A 19,383-nucleotide genomic window follows, 5' to 3' on the forward strand; every position below is an offset into this window, starting at 1 on the left:
GCGTCTGCCGCTCCTTTTTCTGGGCTATTCCACCCAATCGAGAGAACGCGAGACCGCCCTGTTCCAGACAACGTTCAGACGCTCGCGGCGGGAGGCGTCCATGGCGGGCTTCCAACGCTTGTCGATGGCCCAGTTGCGCACCAGTTCATCCGTCCCGCTCCAGAAGCCTGTTGCCAGCCCGGCCGCATAAGCCGCCCCCAGGGCCGTGGTCTCGATGACCTTCGGGCGCACCACCGGCACGTCGAGGATGTCAGCCTGGAACTGCATCAGCAGTTCGTTGACGACCATGCCTCCGTCGGTGCGCAGCTCCCTGACCGCGATTCCGGTGTCCTTGGCCATGGCCTCCAGCACCTCGCGGGTTTGGAAAGCCGTGGCCTCGAGCGCCGCACGGGCGATGTGCGCCTTGGTGGCGTAGCGGGTTAGGCCGCCGATTAGGCCGCGGGCGTGGGAGTTCCAGTGCGGCGCGTAGAGGCCCGAGAAGGCCGGCACGATGGTCACCCCGCCATTGTCGTCGACGCTGCGGGCGAGGGTTTCGATGTCGGGGCTCTTCTCGATCATGCCGAGATTGTCCCGCAGCCACTGCACGAGAGCTCCCGCGATCGCGATCGAGCCCTCCAGGGCATAGACCGTCTTCCCCTGGCCGAAGCGGTAGCCCACGGTGGTGAGGAGCCCGTATTTCGAGGGGTAGGGGGTCTCGCCGGTGTTCATGAGCATGAAGCAGCCCGTGCCGTAGGTGTTCTTGGCCTCGCCCTGCTGGAAGCAGGCCTGGCCAACCAGTGCCGCCTGCTGATCGCCGAGAATGCCGGCGATCGGCACGCCGGCCATGCTGTCGGTGGCCTCGCCATAAACCTCGCTCGAGGAACGGATCTGCGGCAGGCAGGCTTGCGGAATGTCGAAGAGCCGCAGGATCTCTTCATCCCACTCGAGGCTTGCCAGGTTCATCAGCTGCGTGCGGCTGGCATTGGTGACGTCGGTGATGTGGCAGCCGCCGTTGACGCCGCCGGTCAGGTTCCAGACCAGCCAGGTATCGATATTGCCGAACAGCACGTCGCCGGCTTCGGCCTTCGCGCGGGCGCCAGGCACGTTGTCGAGAAGCCAGCGCAGCTTGAGGCCGGAGAAGTAGCTCGCCAGCGGCAGGCCCGTCTTGGCCCGCAGGCGGTCATAGCCGCCATCCTGGGCGAACTCTTCGACGATCGCATCGACGCGGGTATCCTGCCAGACGAGAGCGTTGTGGAGAGGCTTGCCGGTGCGCTTGTCCCAGATCAGCGTCGTCTCGCGCTGATTGGTGATGCCGATGGCGGCGAGGTCCTGAGGCTTCAACCCATTCTTCGCCAGGGCTTCCCGGATGACGTCCTGCGTGTTGCGCCAGATTTCGAGCGGGTCGTGCTCCACATGGCCGGGCCCGGGATAGATCTGCTCGTGTTCCTTCTGGCCGACGGAGACGATTGCTCCGGCCCTGTCGAACACGATGAAGCGCGTGCTGGTCGTGCCCTGGTCGATGGCACCGACATAGTGAGCCATGTCCTTCCCCGATTTTTATTGCGCGGCGACGGACGCCACGTTCTTCCTGGCCAAATAGGCATCGATCCGGGCCGGAGCGTCAACCGGGACATGCAGCCCGAGCTTGGAGCGGCGCCAGAGGATGTCCTCGGCCGTGCGCGCCCACTCGTGTCGCACCAGATAATCGACCTCAGCAGCGGTCAGGCCCGCACCGAAATCCTCGCCGAGGTCGGCGAGCGACTTCGCCTGTCCCAGAAGCTCCGCGATGCGCGTGCCGTAGGCTCGCGCGAGGCGATGGGCGAGGGGCTCGGGCAGGAAAGTCCAGCGCTGGCGCACAGTGGCGAAGAAGCGGTCGAAATCCGCATCCGGCATGTCGCCGCCCGGCATCTTGGCCTTCTCGGTCCAGGACGGCTTCATGTCGGGGAAGTAGGCCTTCAATTCCTCGAGGGCGTGCTCGGAAAGCTTGCGGAAGGTGGTGATCTTGCCGCCGAAGATCGACAGCACTGGCGCCTGCCCCTGCGGCGCGTCCATGTCGAACACGTAGTCGCGGGTCACGGCGGAGGCGTTGGTCGAGCCGTCGTCGAAGAGCGGGCGCACGCCGGAATAGGTCCACACCACTTCCGCCGGGGTGACCTCGCGCTTGAAGAAGTGGTTCACCACGTTGCAGAGGTATTGGATCTCGTCCTGGGTGATCTCCACCTTCTTGTCCGGCACGGACTCAACCGGGATGTCGGTGGTGCCGATCAGGGTGAACTTCTCCTGATACGGAATGGCGAAGACGATCCGCTTGTCCGTGTTCTGGAGAATGAAGGCTTCCTTGGTGTCGAAGAGCTTGGGCACCACGATGTGGCTGCCCTTCACGAGGCGCACGTTCTTGGTGGTGTTGAGGCCGAGCTTGGCGTTCAGAACATCGGCCACGAAGGGGCCGCCCGCATTGACGATGACCTTGGCACGGATCTCCTGGTTCTCGCCGGTCTCCACGTCCTGGAGGTTGGCGATCCAGGTCTGCCCGTCCCGGCGGGCGGAGGTGAGCTTGGTGCGCACCCGGATATCCGCCCCCTTCTCGAACGCGTCGAGGGCATTGAGCGCCACCATGCGGCTGTCCTCGACCCAGCAGTCGGAATAGACGAAGGCGGTGTCGAAGCCGGGCTTCAGGGCTTGGCCGGCAGGGTGCCGGGTGAGCTTGATGCCTTCCGTGCCGGGCAGCTTCTTGCGGGGGGCAAGGTGGTCGTACATGAACAGGCCCAGGCGCACGAACCAGGCCGGGCGGATGCCCTTCTCGTGGGGCAGGATGAAGCGAAGGGGCCAGATGATGTGAGGGGCGGATTCCAGCAGGCGCTCGCGCTCGAACAGGGCCTCGCGCACGAGCCGGAACTCATAATATTCCAGGTAGCGCAGGCCGCCGTGGATCAGCTTGGTGGAGGCGGAGGAGGTGTAGCCGGCAAGATCGCCCTGCTCGCAGAGCACCACCGAGAGGCCCCGGCCCACGGCATCGCGCGCGATGCCGGCGCCATTGATGCCGCCGCCCACAATCAGAAGATCGGTCACTGTCGTCACGGAACGCGTCTTTCCTTCAATCCGGGCTGTCCCGGTGCCCTGCACATGGTTTCTTTAGCCGTCTAAGGCAAGAGAATTCTCGAGGTTGTTCAGGGCTCCTTCGCCAAGGCCAAGTTTAGCATGAAAGCGACAAAGGCACACACGGCCATGCCGAGGCAGAGGACCAGAACGGCATCATAGTTGCCCCACCAGGCCCAGAGGGCACCGAAGGCAAAAGGCGCGGCTGCCATGGCAATCCGGACCGGCATGGCGATCATGCCCTGAATCGCGCCGTAATCCTCGCGACCGAACAATTCAGGCGGGAGCAGGGCCCGCACGATGGTCAGCATCCCGTTGGACGCCCCGTATAGGGCCGCAAAGCCCAGGATCAGCCACGAGCCTGCCGGAATGAAAGGGAGCGCCAGAAAGGCAAGGACGCTCAGGGCCATGGTCGCGACCCCGATCCCTCTGAGGCTCATGGCCCGCTCGCCGAAACCGGTGAGGAACCGCGCGGCCACCTGGGCCGGTCCGATCATCGTATAGGCGGCTACGGCCGCGTCGATGGAAAACCCGCGTTCAAGAAAGATCGGAATGAGGTGGACGGGGATTCCGGTCGAGATCATGCCCTGGAGGATGCTGGTGATCACGAAGAACCAGAAGGCCGGCTTGACGAGGACGCGACGGGGATTGGACGCAGATACCCCAGCCGAGCGGCCTTCCGTCCCATGCTTCGTCCGGGCAGGCGCCGCAGGGATGCTGACGGCATGGAGCAGAGCGCAGATCCCGATGTTGAAGGCGGCCAGGACGAGAAGGGAGTCGCGCCAGCCGTAAGCCTCGATGAGCAGATGGGTGAGGGGAATGAAAACCGTGCTGGCGAAGCCCCCGACGAGGGTCATGATGGTGATGCCGCGCCGGGTCAGGAGCCCCAGATGCGAGGCGAGAACTGCAAAGCCGGGTTCATAGAATACGCTGCTCATGGCAGCGCCCATTCCGATCCAGATCAGCACGAAGGCAAGGTAATGCTCCGTTCCGGCCCAGAGAGCGAGGAGAAGGGCGGCGAGAACCGAGCCGCCGGTCATCACCGCCCTTCCGTAACCCCGGTCGATCAGCCGTCCGACGGGCACTGCGAAGAAGGCCGATGAGACGAGGGCCAGGGAGAAGGCGGCGGTCAGGGCTGTCTTCGACCATCCGAGTTCCTGCTCCATCGGCTCGATGATCAGCGCGAAGGCATAGAAGAGCGTCCCGTAGGAGATCAGTTGCGTGAAGGACAGGGCCGAGACGAAGCGCCAAGGCATGCGCGAGGGTGACATTCTCGCTTTATGTCATACCCCGTGGGTTGACGGATAGGCTTTAAACCTCCATATGCACAGCAGGCGACGGCGCTCGATCATCGAGCAGCTTGAGCGGGACTGCGTGACGGATATTCGCATGAGCGAAAACCCCGGTCCCCTTCTTCATTCGCTCCATCATAAGACGGCCCCATCACGCGGGCTGTTTCCCTAAAGAGCCCTGAAGCGCCCTGCTTGACAGCCGAACCTTCTTTGCGGCTCACCGCATCCGTTCGAAAGTACACCTCCTTTGACACTCTTTACCGATTTCGGATTGGCCCAGCCGATCCTGAAGGCCCTGACCGCTGAAGGCTATGAGAAGCCCACGCCGATCCAGGCCCAGACCATCCCCTATGCTATGGAAGGCCGCGACGTCTGCGGCATCGCCCAGACCGGCACCGGCAAGACGGCCGCCTTTGCGCTGCCGATCCTGCACCGCCTGTCCGAGAACCCGAAGCCGCGCCGGGCCAAGAGCCCCCGCGTGCTCGTGCTCAGCCCGACCCGTGAGCTGGCGAGCCAGATCGCGGACAGCTTCCGCACCTATGGCCGCAATCTCCGGCTCACCACCGAGGTCGTGTTCGGCGGCGTCACCATCTCCCGCCAGGAGAAGGCGCTGGCCAATGGCGTCGACGTGCTCGTCGCCACGCCGGGACGCCTGATCGACCTCATCGACCGCAGGGCCTTGTCCCTGCGCGAGATCGAGATCCTCGTCCTCGACGAGGCCGACCAGATGCTCGATCTCGGCTTCATTCATGCGTTGAAGCGCATCGTGACCATGCTGCCGAAGGAGCGTCAGAGCCTGTTCTTCTCGGCGACCATGCCGAAGACGATCTCGACGCTGGCCGAGTCCTTCCTGCGCAATCCGGCCCATGTGGCCGTCACCCCTGTGGCGACCACCGCCGAGCGTGTGGAGCAGAGCATCATCTTCGTGCAGACCGGCCGCAAGCAGGTTCTGCTCGAGACGCTCCTGCGCGATCCGTCGATCGAGCGCGTCCTCGTCTTCACCCGCACCAAGCACGGCGCGGACAAGGTGGTGCGCGGCCTCGACAAGGCCGGCATCGTGGGAGCTGCCATCCACGGCAACAAGTCCCAGCCGCAGCGTGAAAAGGCGCTCGCCGCCTTCCGCGCCGGCACCTGCCGTGTTCTGGTTGCGACCGACATCGCCGCGCGCGGGATCGACGTCGATGGCGTGTCCCATGTCATCAACTACGACCTGCCGAACGTGCCTGAATCCTATGTCCACCGCATCGGCCGCACGGCCCGCGCCGGGGCGACGGGCCTCGCCATCTCGTTCTGCAACGACGAGGAGAAGGCGTACCTGAAGGACATCGAGAAGCTGACCCGCCTCAAGGTGCCGGTCATGCCGCTTCCCGAGGGTGTTCCTGCCGCTTCGGCCGTGGCTGAAACCTCCGAGCCGCGCCGCGAGCAGTCGCAACGGAACGGTCAGCCGCAGCGGGGCCGTCCGGCTCCTCACGCCCGCGGGCATGGAGGCCACGGGCAGTCGCGTAGCGCTGAAGCGAACGCCGACAAGGGTTCGCAGCGTCGGCGCAGTCGCGGCGGAAAGCCTGCGGGCAACGGTCAGCCGCAGGGCGGCCAGCCCTCCGGCAACCAGCAGCGTCCGGCCCAAGGCCAGCGTCCTGCTCAAGGGCAACGGCCTGCTCAAGCAAAGCCTGCTGCGAACCGTTCGGAAGGACGCCGCGGCGACGGCGCCCAGGTGGCCTGGCTCGAAAAGAGCCCCCGCCGCCGCTAAGGCTTAAGAACAGGAAAGGCGCCTTCGGGCGCCTTTTTCTTGAGGCAGGCTATGAAGGCGAGGCGCTGGTTCACCTCTCCCTGAGGGAGAGGTCGACGCGCGTCAGCGCGGCGGGTGAGGGGTTATGCCCTCTCCGGATAAGACTGTACCCCCTCACCCGGACCTTGCGGTCCGACCTCTCCCCATGGGACAGGTGAGGCTGCCGAAATATTCAGCTTCCAGGAGACCCTGCCCGATGGCCAAGCGCGCCGGAAGCGCCGATCTGCCGCTGCATTCCGGTTATGTGCCGAAGTGGCTGGCCGATCGCATGACGCGTCTCGGCGGCGTGATCAGCGAGGCCGTCGTGCACCATTACGGCCGGGACGAGCTGCTGCGCCGGCTCGCCCATCCGTTCTGGTTCCAGTCGTTCGGCGCCGTCATGGGGATGGATTGGCATTCCTCCGGCATCACCACCAGCGTCATCGGGGCTTTGAAGCGCGGGCTGACGCCGCTCTCGAAGGAGCTCGGCATTCATGTCTGCGGCGGGCGCGGAAAGCACTCGCGGCAGACGCCGCATGAGCTGATCGCCATCGGCGAGCGCGTCGGCTTCGACGGCTCGGCTCTCGCGAATGCAAGCCGACTGGTGGCGAAGGTCGACAGCGCCGCGATCCAGGATGGGTTCGATCTTTATCTGCATGGCTTCATCGTCACGGATGACGGCAAGTGGGCGGTGGTCCAGCAGGGCATGAACGACGGGCGCCGGCAGGCGCGCCGCTATCACTGGCTGTCCGAGGATCTGGAAAGCTTCGTCGACGAGCCGCATACGGCCATCGATGGCAAAGGGCAGGGCACGATCGTCAATCTCACCGACCGGCGGGCCGAGGCCTCGCGCAAGGCGCAGATTGCGATTCTGGATTCACTTGGACCCGACGGCATCGCCCGCAAATTCCTGGCGTTGGAGGAGCGTGACGCGGAAGCGGCCCCAGCAGCGAGCCCGCAGCCTCTTCTGCCGCATCTGATCATGCCTGAGCATCACGATGTTCGAGCAAAAGATGTGGTGCTGCGTCGGCTGCACGGGAGCCTTGCGGCTGCGGCCGACCGTGGGCCGACGGACTTTCCCGACCTTCTCCTGACGCCGGGCGTGGGGCCGCGGACCGTCGAGGCACTCGCCATGGTGGCGGAGGTCGTGCACGGCACGCCCTGCCGGTTCAGCGATCCCGCCCGGTTCTCCTTCGCCCATGGCGGCAAGGACAGGCACCCGTATCCTGTGCCGGTTCGCGTCTATGACGAGACAATCCGCGTGCTGAAATCGGCTGTGCAGAAGGCAAGGCTCGGCCAGCAGGAGGAGCTTTTCGCCCTGAAGCGGCTCGACGATCAGGCGCGCGCCCTCGAACGCCATGCCACGGGTCGCAATGTGGACGACCACATCAGGCAGGAGCGGGCGACATCGCATGCCTATGGCGGACGCTCCGTCTTCGGCGACGAGCCGCCGCCGGAAACCGATTAACGCCGGGCAGGCTGCAGCAGGCTCTTGTCGAGCATCACGTGGACGCCTTTGTTGCCGTTGACCACCTGGGTGATGCGCAAATCCGCCGCAAGGCTGCACAGGGCATAGGCCTCTGCCTTGGTGATCCCGGTGCGCGCGGCGATCAGGTCGATCATGGTGCGCAGCGCGATCACCACGCAATCGTCGAGGTCCGGATCGAAGGCTATGGTCATGACGTGCGTCGGCGTCTCGGCCATCGGCCAGGTGAGGTGCATGTCCTCGCGCAGATGCAGCTCGAAGGTGCCGATGAGTCCGGTCTCGATGGCCGTGACGCAGACCTCGCCGTCGCCCTGGACCCCGTGCCCGTCGCCCACGGAAAACAGGGCGCCGTCCACATGGATCGGCAGGTAGAGAATCGAGCCGGCCACCAACTCCTTGTTGTCGATATTGCCGCCGTTGCGGCGTGGCGGCAGTGTGCTGAGAGCACCCCAGGCGGCGGGCGGAGCAACGGCCATCACGCCGAAGAACGGCTTCAAAGGCAGTTCCAGACCCCAGGGCAGCCTGCCCGTCATCCGCTCGCGGTCGAGCGGGATGGTCATGAAATGGATCTCGTCGAAATCGTCGGGAAGGGCCCCTTTCAGCGGTGCGGAATAGGTGAAGCCCCAGTCGTAATGCAGCGCGACGTCCTTGATGCGGACCTCGAGAACCTGACCGGCCTTGGCGCCGCGCACCGCCACAGGGCCCGTGCAGATATGCCCCGGCAGCTTCGGCTTGTGGGCCGCGTGAATGGCGGACAGCGCCTGTGGGATCACGAAGGGCGCCTTGGGCATCGCCTCCGGTCCGCCGGAGACGGTCGAGATCGTGACCGTGTCTCCGGAATTAATCGTCAGAACTGGCGGGAGCTGCGCGTCGAAATAGCCCCAGTGGATGGTCTCAGGTGATGCATCGAGTCGGTGTGTGGCCACGGATATGTCTGCTCATGCTGCGAAAAGCTGCCAGTGCAGCCATCTCGGCTGTGTGGCATTTTCTTTCATCGGGGGCAACGGAGCGCGGTCCGCCTCCGCTCTAGAAGTTTCCGAGATTGAAGATGTTGCCGTCTGGGTCCTTGAACCATGCCACACGCAGCTTGCCGAAGACGTGGACATCGCCGTCATGCTTTGCGCCTGGCATGTCGTAACGCTCGAAGGTGACGCCTTTCGCCTTCAGATCCCGAATGACCGTATCCAGATCGTCGCCGAGAGGCCAGGTGACGGAGGTCGCTTTGTTGGTGCCGGCGAAGGTCGATTCGTAGACGAGGAGGGTTGAGGATCCGGCACGGTAGCTCTGCACGCCTTCCTCATCGCCTTCGACGGGCTTCAGATCCAACGTATCCTCATAGAAGGTTCTGGCTTTGGCCAGGTTCTTGACCGCGACGGTCGCGAGGGCATTCTTCGTCGCAAGCAGCGTGGGCTTCATGGTTCGTCTCCATAAAGGTGGCTAGTGATACGGATCTGCCGCGTCTCTGAGCCCATCGCCCATGAAGTTGAAGGCGAGCACCACGATCACCACCGGCACCATCGGGAAGAGCAGCCAGGGGTGGAGCTGCACGGCCGCGAGGTTCTGCGCCTCGTTGAGCAGCACGCCCCAGCTCGTCACCGGAGGACGCAGGCCCAGTCCAAGGAAGGAGAGGGCGGTTTCGCCAAGGATCATCGATGGGATCGACAGCGTCGCCGAGGCGATCAGGTGGCTCATGAAATTGGGGATAAGGTGGCGTACGATGATCCTCTGCTTGGAAGCGCCCATCAGCTCCGCCGCCTTCACGAAATCCTCCTCGCGCAGCGAGAGCAGCTTTGAGCGCACGGCGCGCGCCAGGCCCGGCCAGTCGAGAAGTCCGAGGATGATCGTGATGCCGAAGAAGACGAGGATCGGGCTCCAGTTCGCCGGCAGGGCGGCGGAGAGCGCCAGCCACAGGGGGAGTTCCGGCAGGGAGCGCAGGATCTCGATCGTACGCTGGATCACATGATCGACCCAGCCGCCGAGATAGCCGGCAAGGCCGCCGAAGAAGAGGCCGAGGGTAAACGAGACGGCAATGCCGACGATGCCGATGGTGAGCGAGATCCGCGCCCCATAGATGATGCGTGAGAGCAGGTCGCGTCCAAGCCTGTCGGTTCCGAGCAGGAACATCGTTCCTTCCTGTGGTGGGCAGAACAGGTGGATATCCATCTGCCACATGCCCCAGAACTGGTAAGCATCCCCTCGGCACAGGAACCGGATGGGTTGAGGCTTCGAGGTGTCGAGCGTGTAGACGCGCCGGAAGTTCTCCAGGTCGAAGCTGTAGGTATAGGGATAGACGAAGGGACCCATGAGGCGTCCTTCGTGCATCAGGTGAATTCCCTGCGGCGGCGCATAGAGGAAATCGCCATGCCGCTTGGTCTGATTATACGGCGCGATCACCTCGACGAAGGGCACGAGGGCATAGAAGGCGAGCAGCACGAAGGCGGCGGCGAGCGCCACCTTGTGCCGCCGGAACTTCCACCACATCAGCTGCCAGGACGAGGCGCGATAAAAGCTTTCGTTTTCCGCGCCGACGGGCTCCGTCATACCTGGGTCGAAGGGCGCGGGATCGACATAGTGACGTTTGGACCTCACCGCCGTGTTCATCGCGCGCCTCCCATGCGGATGCGCGGGTCGAGCGACGCCAGAAGGAGGTCGGAGACCAGCATGCCGACGACAGTGAGAATGGCGACGAACATGAGGATGAAGCCTGCGAGGAACTGATCCTGGCTTTTCAGCGCGCTCAGCAGAATAGGCCCGACCGTAGGCAGGCTCAAGACCAGCGACACCAGCACGGAACCCGACACGAGATGCGGCAACAGATTGCCGATGTCGGCGATGAAGGGATTGAGCGACATGCGGAAGGGATATTTCAGCAGGGCCTTCGTGGGGCCGAGACCCTTTGCCTTCGCAGTGACGTAATATTGCTTGCCCAGCTCATCGAGCAGGTTCGCGCGCATGCGTCGGATCATGGCGGCCGTACCGCCGAGCCCGATGACCACCGTGGGAACCACGAGATGCGAGAGCAGCGACTGAATCTTGGGCCAGCTCCAGGGCTCGCCGGCATATTGCGCATCGTAGAGCCCGCCGATCGAGATGCCGAACCAGCGGTTCATGTAGTAGAGCAGGATCAACGCCAGCAGGAAGCTTGGGGTCGCAAGTCCGATATACCCGATGAAAGTGGCCAGGTAATCACCGATGGAATATTGCCTTGTTGCGGAATAGATCGCGATCGGAATCGCGATCACGTGGATGAAGATCACCACTGCGAAGTTGACGAGGAGCGTCAGCCACAAGGCATCGCCGACTACATCCACCACCGGCTTGTCGTATTCGAACGACCAGCCCCAATCACCCTGCAGCAGACCCGAGAAGCCGTTCGGGCCCGGCATGATGCCGATCCAGACCAGGTATTGCTGCCAGACCGGCTTGTCGAGGCCGTACTGCTTGATGAGGAATTCCGCCTTGGCGATCGAGGCCGATTCGCCCTGCGCCCTCAGCTCCGCGATCTGGTTGGTCAGGAAGTCCCCGGGCGGCAGCTTGATGATGAAGAACACCAGCGCCGAAATGATCAGCAGGGTCACCGCCATGGTGACCGTGCGACGCAACAGGAAACGGATCATCGACGGGCCTCTTTGCCGGCGGCTTTGTTCCAGTAGATTTCATCCAGACGGTAGATCCCGAGCATCGCCGTCGGCTCCCAGCTGTAGAGAGCCTTCGCTGGGAGACCCTGCAGACCGTTTCGCACGACGATGGGCTGCAGCGCGCCGGCGATGGTGCCGATGGTCCACTGGTTCTCGGCATGGTTCTGCAGCATCTCGCGCCAGGCGGTTCGCTGAATCTCCCTGTCTCCGGTGTTCATCCAGGTCGTGTAGGACTCGAGAAGGCGCTGCGCTTCCGATATGTCCACCGCCTCGCCGTTCCTACCCTTGGTCTCCACATGCTGCCCCCATTTCGGCCAGGTGTAGTTGTCCTGGCGCATGGGAGCGAGCTCCGTCGGGGGCATGATGGCGGTGGGAATCGCATTGTCGAGGCCGGGGGCTGCCACCATCACGGTCAGGCCCGCATAAGAGCGGTTGCGCAGCACCGTGCGGTCCTGCGGTTTCACGAAGAGACGGACGCCGATCTCGCGCCAGAATTCGCCGATGAGAGTGAGTCCATCCACCACGAGGCTGCTCTCGCCGTCGGTCTCGACGATGATCTCCAGCTCGCGTCCGTCGGGCAGGAGGCGGATGCCCGCGCCGTTTCGCTGCGTCAGGCCGATCTCGTCGAGCAGGCGCGAGGCCTGCGCCGGATCGTAGGTTGCATGAACCGTGCGCAGCTCCGGCATGAAGAGCGGGCTTTCCGCCACGATCGTATTGTTGCCCTCTGTGCCGAGCCCGAAGAGCAACGCGTTGTTCAGCGTCTTGCGGTCGATGCCGAGCGACAGGGCGCGGCGGAAACGGACGTCCCGGTTGAGCTGACGCCAGATCGGGTCCACCGTATTGAGATTGGGGTAGAGCGCGAGCTCCGTGCCGCGTGCATAGGGCCAGAGCAGGGTCTTGTAGCCCTTCGCCTTCTCTCCCTCCTTCAGGACGGGGATGTCGCCCATGGACAGGCCACGGAAGAGCAGATCCTCCTCGCCCGCATTGGCCTTGGCCGCGAAGAGCCCGCTTGCCGACACGTCCATGACGATCCGGTTGACGTAAGGCAGCTGATGCCCCTGGGCATCGACGCGGTGGTAATAGGGATTGCGCTCGAAGATGAACCGGTTCGCCGGTGCAGCGTTCATGACGCGCCAGGGCATGAGGGTCGGCAGAGCGGGATTGGTCTGCTCCTTCATGTCGTCCAGGCGGTTATGCAGGGCAGACCAGGATTTCAGCTTCTGCTGCTTGGCCTTCTCCTCCAGGCCAGCCTTGTCGGCGTATTTGGCATGAAACTGCTTGAGGTAGGCAGAGGCCCGATAGATGCCGGGATCGAGCGGGCCCGCAAGCTGTGGCAGGAAGCGCGGATTGGGCTTGTCCCAAGAGTAGCGGATTGTGCGCTCGTCGATGACTTCGAAGCGCGGCGGCTGGCCATCCACGAGCATGAATTCGGGCGGGCCGGCCGGCGAGAGATCGGCGTTCTGCGCCACATCTTCCCAGTAATAGCGGAAATCCTCGGCCGTGAAGGGTGAACCGTCCGACCAGCGATGGCCGGCGCGCAGGGTGAAGGTGAAAACCCGGTCATCCTCGTTCTCGAGCTTTTCCAGAATATCGGGCTGGAGGTCGAGATTCGTGTCGTAGCCCACGAGGCGCGTATAGGTGAAGGTCGAGATGTAGCGGATGTCGCGCGGGCGAGGGACGAGGGTAACGATGTCGCCGCCGTACTGGCCGGATGAGTTCACGACAATAGGCGTTTTGGGAAGCCGCTCGGCAATGGGCGGAAGCTTCTTGTCCTGCAGGAGATCCGCGAAGAGGGGAGGCTCCTTGTAATCCTGGCCTAAGGCCGGAGGCGCAACCCATCCGAGCACGAGGGTAAGAGCAAGCGCGAGAGAGGTTTTGCGGGTGTTGAGCAGCATCATGCAGCCTCCCGGGCTGTCAGGCGCCCCAGACGAACTTTATGTCCTGGCTCGATCTCCTTCATGACACCGAACTCGCCGGGCTCGATGCGAAACGGCTCGGGCCATTCCGAAGGCTGGGAGAAGCGGCCCGTCCGCAATTTGCCGAAGTCGAGGGGCCGGTTGATGTCCGGATCCGGCACGGCGGCGAGAAGAGCCTGCGTGTAGGGGTGGACCGGATTGCGGAAGAGCGAGGATTTCGGAGCCTCCTCGACGATGTAGCCCCGGCACATGACCGCGATGGTGTCGGCGATGTAGTCCACGACGGCGAGGTTATGCGACACGAAGAGATAGGACAATCCCAACGCCGATTGCAGATCCTTGAGAAGGTTCAGCACCTGCGCCTGCACGGAGACGTCGAGGGCGGAGACCGGCTCGTCGCACAGCAGAACGCGCGGCTCGAGCGCAAGCGCCCGCGCGATGCCGAGGCGCTGGCGCTGGCCGCCGGAGAAGGAGTGCGGATAGCGTCGCAGCACGCGCTGATCGAGCCCCACCATATCGAGGAGCTGCTTCACGCGCTCAAAGCGCTCGTCCGACGTCCCGATGTCATGGATGCGCAGGGGCTCGGTGAGAAGCTCGTAGACCGTCATGCGCGGATTGAGCGACGAGAACGGGTCCTGGAAGATGAACTGCACCGAGCGGCGGTAGGCGGTCAGCGCCTCGCCTTCGAGCTTGTGCACGTCCTTGGGACCGGTGCCGTCGTCGAAGAGCACCCGCCCGGAATTGGGCGTGATCGCGCGCATGATCATCTTGGAGACGGTGGTCTTGCCGCAGCCGGATTCACCCACGAGGCCCAGGGTCTTGCCGGCGGGAAGGGCGAGATCGACCTCGCTGACGGCGCGGATCTCCCGCGACCTGCCGGAGAACCAGCCGGAGCGGAGCGTGAAGGATTTCGTCAGATGCTCCGCCTTCAGGATCGGACCTGCCGGCTGAACGCGCCGGGGCGCATCGGCTGCGGGGAGACTCGAGCTCTTCACCTCCCGGATCGGTGTTAGGCGCTCGTCCTCTCCCATGGCAAAGCGCGGGACCGCACGCATGAGCGCCTGGAGATAAGGATGTTGGGCATTGCGGAAGATATCCTCCCGCGATCCTGCCTCCATGATCTGCCCGCGATACATGACCACCACCTCGTCGGCCACGTTGGCCACTACCCCGAGGTCGTGGGTGATGAGGAGCACCGACATGCCGGTTTCGGTCTGCAGTTCCTTGATGAGGTCGAGGATCTGCGCCTGCGTCGTCACATCGAGTGCCGTCGTCGGCTCGTCGGCGATCAGTAGGGCAGGGCGCGTGATCAGCGCCATGGCGATCATGGCGCGCTGGCGAAGACCCCCGGAGAGCTCGAACGGGTAAGTTTTCAGGGCCCGCTTCGGATCCGGGAAGCCGACCCTGTTCAGCACGTCCATGGTCCGCTGGTTTGCCGTGGCCTGATCCACATCGGCGTGGATCATCAGCGCCTCGGAGATCTGATCTCCAATGGTGTGGAGCGGTGACAGGGACGTCATCGGTTCCTGGAAGATCATGGCGATGCGCCCGCCGCGCAGGCTGTGCATGGCCTCGCCCTCGTGCTGGAGAGCCGCGATGTCGACGCTTCCCCCGTTTGAGGTATCGTTGAAGAGAATGGAGCCGTTCGTGATCGCGGCCTTCTTCGACAGGATCTGGAGGATGGCCTGCGCCGTCACGGACTTGCCGGAGCCGGACTCGCCCACAAGCGCCACTGTCTTCCCCTGCGGAATCTCGAAGGACAGGCCATCGACCGCCCGGAAGTTTCCGGCGTCCGTACTGAAATCCACCGTCAGCTGGCGAACTGACAGGAGTGGCGCTTCCATATGCTCCTCCAGGCCTATGAGCATAACGCTTCAGAGCTCATTAGATCGCAATTGTGATCCTGTTTCCATTCCGAAACACAGGTCGGGCTGCAGGAAACGTATGTCCCTTCTGGCAAGGTGGGCGATAAGCCTTTCGCATAACGCCCAGATGACCTCATCGTGGACGAGATGATGGGTCAGAAGACCGATCGGCTCGTCCCGGTCCGCATGGCCTATGATGCGCCGCTCGACGGCTCTTGCAAAGGTCGCAACGAACTGAGCGGGATCAACCGCGCTTCTCGTCCCCCTCCAATCGATAGGGTCGAGATGGGCGTTGATCTGGAGGAGCCCCACGGCGGGTGAGGCGGCGCTCCGATCCGTGAAGGTGGACAATCCCGCAAAGCCCAGGCGTGACAGATGCGGGACAAGCTCGTCCGCAATCCGGTTCCAGGGTGGTACGAAGACCGGGAGCAGCTTTGACCCGAGATGCTCGCCTGCCATGTGCAGGGCCCGCTGCGCTTCCGCGGCTATGATCGGCAGTGAGCGATGGGCACCGAACTCCGCCTTTCGGGCTTCCGGCGTGGCATGGTTCGCGTGGCTCAAGCCATGCACGAGGGCCAGAGCCGAGGGTTCGTCCGTCAGCCGAGAGGCCAGGGAGTTTTCAAGCCTGCCTGGAATGACGGCCAGACCGATCCCAGAATCATAGGCGCGGGCGAGCTTGAGGAGGCGGTCGAGATCAGGCGTATCGGCCACCGCATCGTCGTCCCGCCACCAGAAGCTCAAGGGGCAGTTCCGATCCGCGGCCTGCTCCAGCGCCATGTCCAGAGGCGACCAATCGATCGCCGGGTGAACGGCAGGCTTGGAGAGGATCATGCTCTCAGCGATGGCAACGCTTCGCCGGGCGCCGTCGAGGGAAATGTCCGGGGGCGGGGACGAGAGTTGCGACAGCCCAAGGCGGATTGCGTCCGCAAGGCGCGGTCCCGACAGCTCATCCTCCGGGACGATCCCGGCAAGGTTCAGGCTCTTCAAGCGTTCGGCCCGCAGGCGCTGTTCCGTTTCCTGGCCCGCTTCGAAGGGAACGAGCACCGATCTCACGCCACAGCGCAGAAGATCTACGACCGTGTTGTAGCCGGCCTGGCTGACGGAGATCTCGGCTCCGGAGAGCAGGGTACGGAAATCGGGTCTTGCCCGCTCGACGACGACGTGAGGCGGAGCACCCTCCTGCAGAGCCTGGAAGTCCGCTTCCGGCACGCTCCGCCCGACAAGGATGCGCCAGGGGCGATCGGAGATGAGGCGTGCGGCTTCGATGGCGGCGCGGTAGAGCGGCAGGCTCGCGGCGCTCGATCCGCCGGAGACCACGATGCCATGCCTGGGAGCGGCAGGAGCCGAGCCCTCGTTCTCGTCCACATAGCCCGTATAGTGGATCAGTGGCTTGATCCGTTCATCCAGGGGCCATGAAGCCTCGAGGGGAACGAGGTCGGGGTCGCCGTGAACGAGAATGGCGTCGTAGTTGCGAAGGATGCTTTCGTGGGCCTGCGCAAGGCGCTCGCCCTTCGAGGGCGCCACGAGAATGTCGCGGATCGAGCACAGCACGAGCGGGCGCGGGTTCAAGGCGCGCGCCGCTTCGAGCAGGCCTGTGAACTCGCCCGCCAGCACGCGGCGGCCGAACGGGAAGAGTTCGGTGATGAGGATGTCGGGCCGGGCATTCCGAAGCGTGTCGAGGAGCAGGGCTTGGCGCGCAGCGAGATACGCGTCGTCGACCGGTCGAAGGTTCTCGTCGAGGAGCGTCTTGAAGTCGGTGCCGACGGTGAGCACGGGCGGCAGCTGAACGAGCCTGACCTCTTCGAGATCGGCGAGGCGGGCGGGGGTTCCACCCGATGCGAGGATCGTCTCGTGCCCGTCGCGGGCGAAAGCCCGCGCCAGGGCGGCTGCCCTCGTCAGGTGGCCGGCCCCTAGCAGATGCGTGACGGCGATCAGAACGCGCAATGTCATGCCCCCACTCCAGCGGTGAGCGGCTCGAGCGCCTTGCGCAAGCGCGAAGCGGCATGGTCGAGGTCACGCTCCTGCCTTACGAAACGCAAGGCATCAGCGCCGAGCATGCGACGGCGATCATGATCTTTCAGGAGGTCGCTCAGGCCGTCGGAAAATGCGGCGATGTCGCCGGGTGGCGTCAGGATTCCCGTCTTGCCATGCTGCACCACGCTGGCGACGCCGCCATAGGCGCCGGCGATCACGGGGCAGCCCAGCGCCTGGGCCTCCAGCAGCACCATGCCATAGGCCTCGTTGACCGCAGGCCAGACGAACAGATCGGCCTCTTCATAGAGGGTTTTCAGATCGGCCCTGCTTTCGATCTGCCCATGATAGCGCACGCGAGGCGCGAAGGTCGCGAAACGCTGCTCGACCTCCGCCCGCCCTTCGCCATCTCCCACGATGTCGAGGGTCCAGGGGAGGTGCCGGAGCCGTTCGAGAGCGGATGCCAGAATGCGGTAGGAGGCGAGCTTGTCGCCGTTGCGCATCATCGCCACGGTGAGCAGGCGCGGCTCGCGTCCGGGCGGGCGTGGAGCGCCCGGCGCAGGCCAGTCCTGCATGTCGAGAAAGGGCGGAAAATCGATCAGGACCTGATGCGGTGGCCGTACCGCTTCCAAAGCTTCCCGGTCATGGGCCGTCATGACGAAGATCGCATCGGCTCGATCGAGGGCTGCCTCGGCTCCCTCATGCGCCATGGCCCAAGGCCCATGGGCACGCTTTGCGGCCCGGGAACCTTCCGCTACGACATATGGAATCTTGAGGGCCTGCGCGACACGGGGGCCGATCCAGTCCGGCGCCTTGTAATAGACGTGATAGGTGAACCACAGGCAGGGGCGGCTTTCCTCCGGCAGGGCCTGATAACGCGCAACGAGGCGCGAGGACTCCTCCAGCGATTGCTGCCTGGTGAGGTTCTGGCGCTGCGGGTCGCCCGCCTTGTCGAGACTGCGCAGTTCGCTGGCGATCTGCGGCGAATATCCCGCCTTGTCGAGGGCTCTCATCAGCAGGCGCGCCATGGTCCGGTCGCCCGACGGAAGGGGATGGTCAGGGCTCTTGAGCGGAGCGTAGAACGCCACTGTCCTCGCGTGGGTCACACCCGCTCCGGTTCTTTCTGCGGGTTCTCCGTCATGCTGCGCAGGCGCGCTTCCAGCATGTCGACCCCGCCTTCCATGGAGAAGTCCCGCCGCAGCCGTGCGAAGGCTGCGGAGCCGAGGGTCCGGCGGCGCTCCGGGTCGCGGGCGAGAAGGTTGAGGGCGTTTGACAAAGCCTCCCAATCGCCCGGCGGCACGAGCCGGCCCTCCACGTCGTCGCGGATGAACTCGGGAATGCCGGCGAAATCCGACGCGACAATCGCAAGCTCCTGGCTCGCCGCCTCCATGATCACGTTCGGCAAGCCGTCCCTGTCGCCCGATCTCGCCTCCTTGGATGGGAGAACGAAAAGATCGGCTTCCCGCAGAAGGGCGATGATCTCGGGCTGCGCCTTGGAGCCGAGGAAGGCGACCTTGCTCGCCATGCCGGCTTCCTGTGCCTGCTTTTTGAGACTGTTGAGCAATTCGCCGCCGCCCACATGGACGAAGCGCCAGTGCAGATCCTGCGGCAGGGCGGCGAGCGCCCGGATCAGGTCGCCGTATCCCTTCTTCGCCACGGCCCGTCCGATGGAGACGATCCGCACCGGATCGAGCGGATCCGAGCCGTCACGCGCGGGGCGGCTCTCGGGCGGGGCGGGAAACCGCGACAGATCCAGTCCGTGATAGACGAGCGAAACCTGCTCCGGTCGCGACAGGGACTGCAGGTTCGAGGCTCCCTGCGCGGTGCAGGTCACGCCCCAGCAGGCTTCCGCTATCTTCTCACGCTTCTCCCAATCCGGTGTCGTCCAGATGTCCTTGGCATGGGCCGAGAAGGTCCAGCTCCGGCCTGTCAGCAGCGCGGCGTAGCGTACGACGGAGGCAGGCGTGTGGAGGTAATGCACGTGCAGATGCCGGACATCCGCCGGCAGCTCCCGCGCCATGACGAAGGCCTGGCCGAGACGGCGCACCCGGTTGGCGGTGAGATCGCGCTTCAGATCGCGCCAGAACGCCCCGATCGTGGGCCGAAAGCCTTTCTGTTTCAGGCACCAGAATGCGCCGCGCAGCACGCGCAGGGGCTCCTCGTACAGGTATTCCGGCAGGTAGGTGATCCGTGCCTTGATGGCCTTGTGCATCGGATGCACGGCCCGCTCCGTCGGGTGCCGAAGGGACCAGAGATCGAACGCGAGACCCCGCTGTTCGAGGGCCAGGATCTCCTGGGCAATGAAGGTCTCGGAAAGGCGTGGATAGCCTTTCACGACGACGACGATGCGTCGGGCTGTCGTTGAGGGAAGCATT

Annotated in this window: 14 protein-coding genes; 2 read left to right on the forward strand and 12 right to left on the reverse strand. The window is 64.4% G+C overall.

Annotated features, from left to right (window positions below):
* Positions 1 to 24: 24 nt before the first annotated feature.
* From glpK to ILT44_RS20405, 3 genes are all read right to left on the reverse strand, one after another.
* Positions 25 to 1,521, reverse strand: a complete 1,497-nt coding sequence (gene glpK, locus ILT44_RS20395; protein ID WP_204241455.1) for a glycerol kinase GlpK — start codon at positions 1,519 to 1,521, stop codon at positions 25 to 27.
* Positions 1,522 to 1,536: 15 nt separating this feature from the next.
* A complete protein-coding gene (locus ILT44_RS20400) occupies positions 1,537 to 3,057 on the reverse strand; it encodes a glycerol-3-phosphate dehydrogenase (RefSeq protein WP_204241456.1) in 1,521 nt (506 codons plus the stop codon).
* A gap of 89 nt (positions 3,058 to 3,146) precedes the next feature.
* Positions 3,147 to 4,346, reverse strand: a complete 1,200-nt coding sequence (locus ILT44_RS20405; RefSeq protein WP_204241457.1) for an MFS transporter — start codon at positions 4,344 to 4,346, stop codon at positions 3,147 to 3,149.
* Between the two features lie 268 nt (positions 4,347 to 4,614).
* Here ILT44_RS20405 and ILT44_RS20410 point away from each other — a divergent pair, with 268 nt between their 5' ends.
* Together ILT44_RS20410 and ILT44_RS20415 are read left to right on the forward strand one after the other, a co-directional pair.
* Positions 4,615 to 6,114, forward strand: coding sequence for a DEAD/DEAH box helicase (locus ILT44_RS20410; RefSeq protein ID WP_204241458.1), 1,500 nt, complete (start codon positions 4,615 to 4,617; stop codon positions 6,112 to 6,114).
* A 235-nt stretch (positions 6,115 to 6,349) separates the two neighbouring features.
* Entirely contained in the window at positions 6,350 to 7,600 is a 1,251-nt protein-coding gene (locus ILT44_RS20415; RefSeq protein WP_204241459.1) for a DUF763 domain-containing protein, read from the forward strand.
* On the opposite strand, the gene ILT44_RS20420 is transcribed toward ILT44_RS20415, so the two are convergent.
* From ILT44_RS20420 to ILT44_RS20460, 9 genes are all read right to left on the reverse strand, one after another.
* The gene (locus ILT44_RS20420; RefSeq protein WP_204241460.1) at positions 7,597 to 8,544 is read right to left on the reverse strand and encodes an acetamidase/formamidase family protein; all 948 of its coding nucleotides are present in this window, start codon (positions 8,542 to 8,544) and stop codon (positions 7,597 to 7,599) included. The two genes, ILT44_RS20415 and ILT44_RS20420, sit on opposite strands and share 4 nt — an antisense overlap.
* A 100-nt stretch (positions 8,545 to 8,644) precedes the next feature.
* Entirely contained in the window at positions 8,645 to 9,034 is a 390-nt protein-coding gene (locus ILT44_RS20425) for a VOC family protein (RefSeq protein WP_307826600.1), read from the reverse strand.
* Positions 9,035 to 9,055: 21 nt separating this feature from the next.
* Entirely contained in the window at positions 9,056 to 10,219 is a 1,164-nt protein-coding gene (locus tag ILT44_RS20430; RefSeq protein ID WP_204241461.1) for an ABC transporter permease, read from the reverse strand.
* Positions 10,216 to 11,235: an ABC transporter permease gene (locus ILT44_RS20435; RefSeq protein WP_204241462.1), complete on the reverse strand. Its 1,020-nt coding sequence runs from the start codon at positions 11,233 to 11,235 to the stop codon at positions 10,216 to 10,218. Before ILT44_RS20435 ends, ILT44_RS20430 begins: the two co-directional genes overlap by 4 nt.
* Positions 11,232 to 13,154, reverse strand: a complete 1,923-nt coding sequence (locus tag ILT44_RS20440; protein ID WP_204241463.1) for an ABC transporter substrate-binding protein — start codon at positions 13,152 to 13,154, stop codon at positions 11,232 to 11,234. The genes ILT44_RS20435 and ILT44_RS20440 overlap by 4 nt, the downstream gene beginning before the upstream one ends.
* On the reverse strand, positions 13,151 to 15,016 hold the full coding sequence (locus ILT44_RS20445) for an ABC transporter ATP-binding protein (RefSeq protein WP_204241464.1): 1,866 nt from the start codon (positions 15,014 to 15,016) through the stop codon (positions 13,151 to 13,153). Before ILT44_RS20445 ends, ILT44_RS20440 begins: the two co-directional genes overlap by 4 nt.
* Positions 15,017 to 15,046: 30 nt before the next feature.
* Positions 15,047 to 16,987 (reverse strand): glycosyltransferase, encoded by a 1,941-nt coding sequence (locus ILT44_RS20450; RefSeq protein WP_204241465.1) that lies wholly within the window; start codon positions 16,985 to 16,987, stop codon positions 15,047 to 15,049.
* Positions 16,984 to 18,114: a glycosyltransferase family 4 protein gene (locus ILT44_RS31735; protein ID WP_204241466.1), complete on the reverse strand. Its 1,131-nt coding sequence runs from the start codon at positions 18,112 to 18,114 to the stop codon at positions 16,984 to 16,986. The genes ILT44_RS20450 and ILT44_RS31735 overlap by 4 nt, the downstream gene beginning before the upstream one ends.
* Complete coding sequence (locus tag ILT44_RS20460; RefSeq protein WP_204241467.1) at positions 18,111 to 19,382, reverse strand: glycosyltransferase family 4 protein; 1,272 nt, start codon at positions 19,380 to 19,382, stop codon at positions 18,111 to 18,113. Before ILT44_RS20460 ends, ILT44_RS31735 begins: the two co-directional genes overlap by 4 nt.
* Position 19,383: the final 1 nt, after the last annotated feature.

This window comes from Microvirga arvi, from assembly GCF_016892765.1.
Taxonomy (GTDB): Bacteria; Pseudomonadota; Alphaproteobacteria; order Rhizobiales; family Beijerinckiaceae; genus Microvirga; species Microvirga arvi.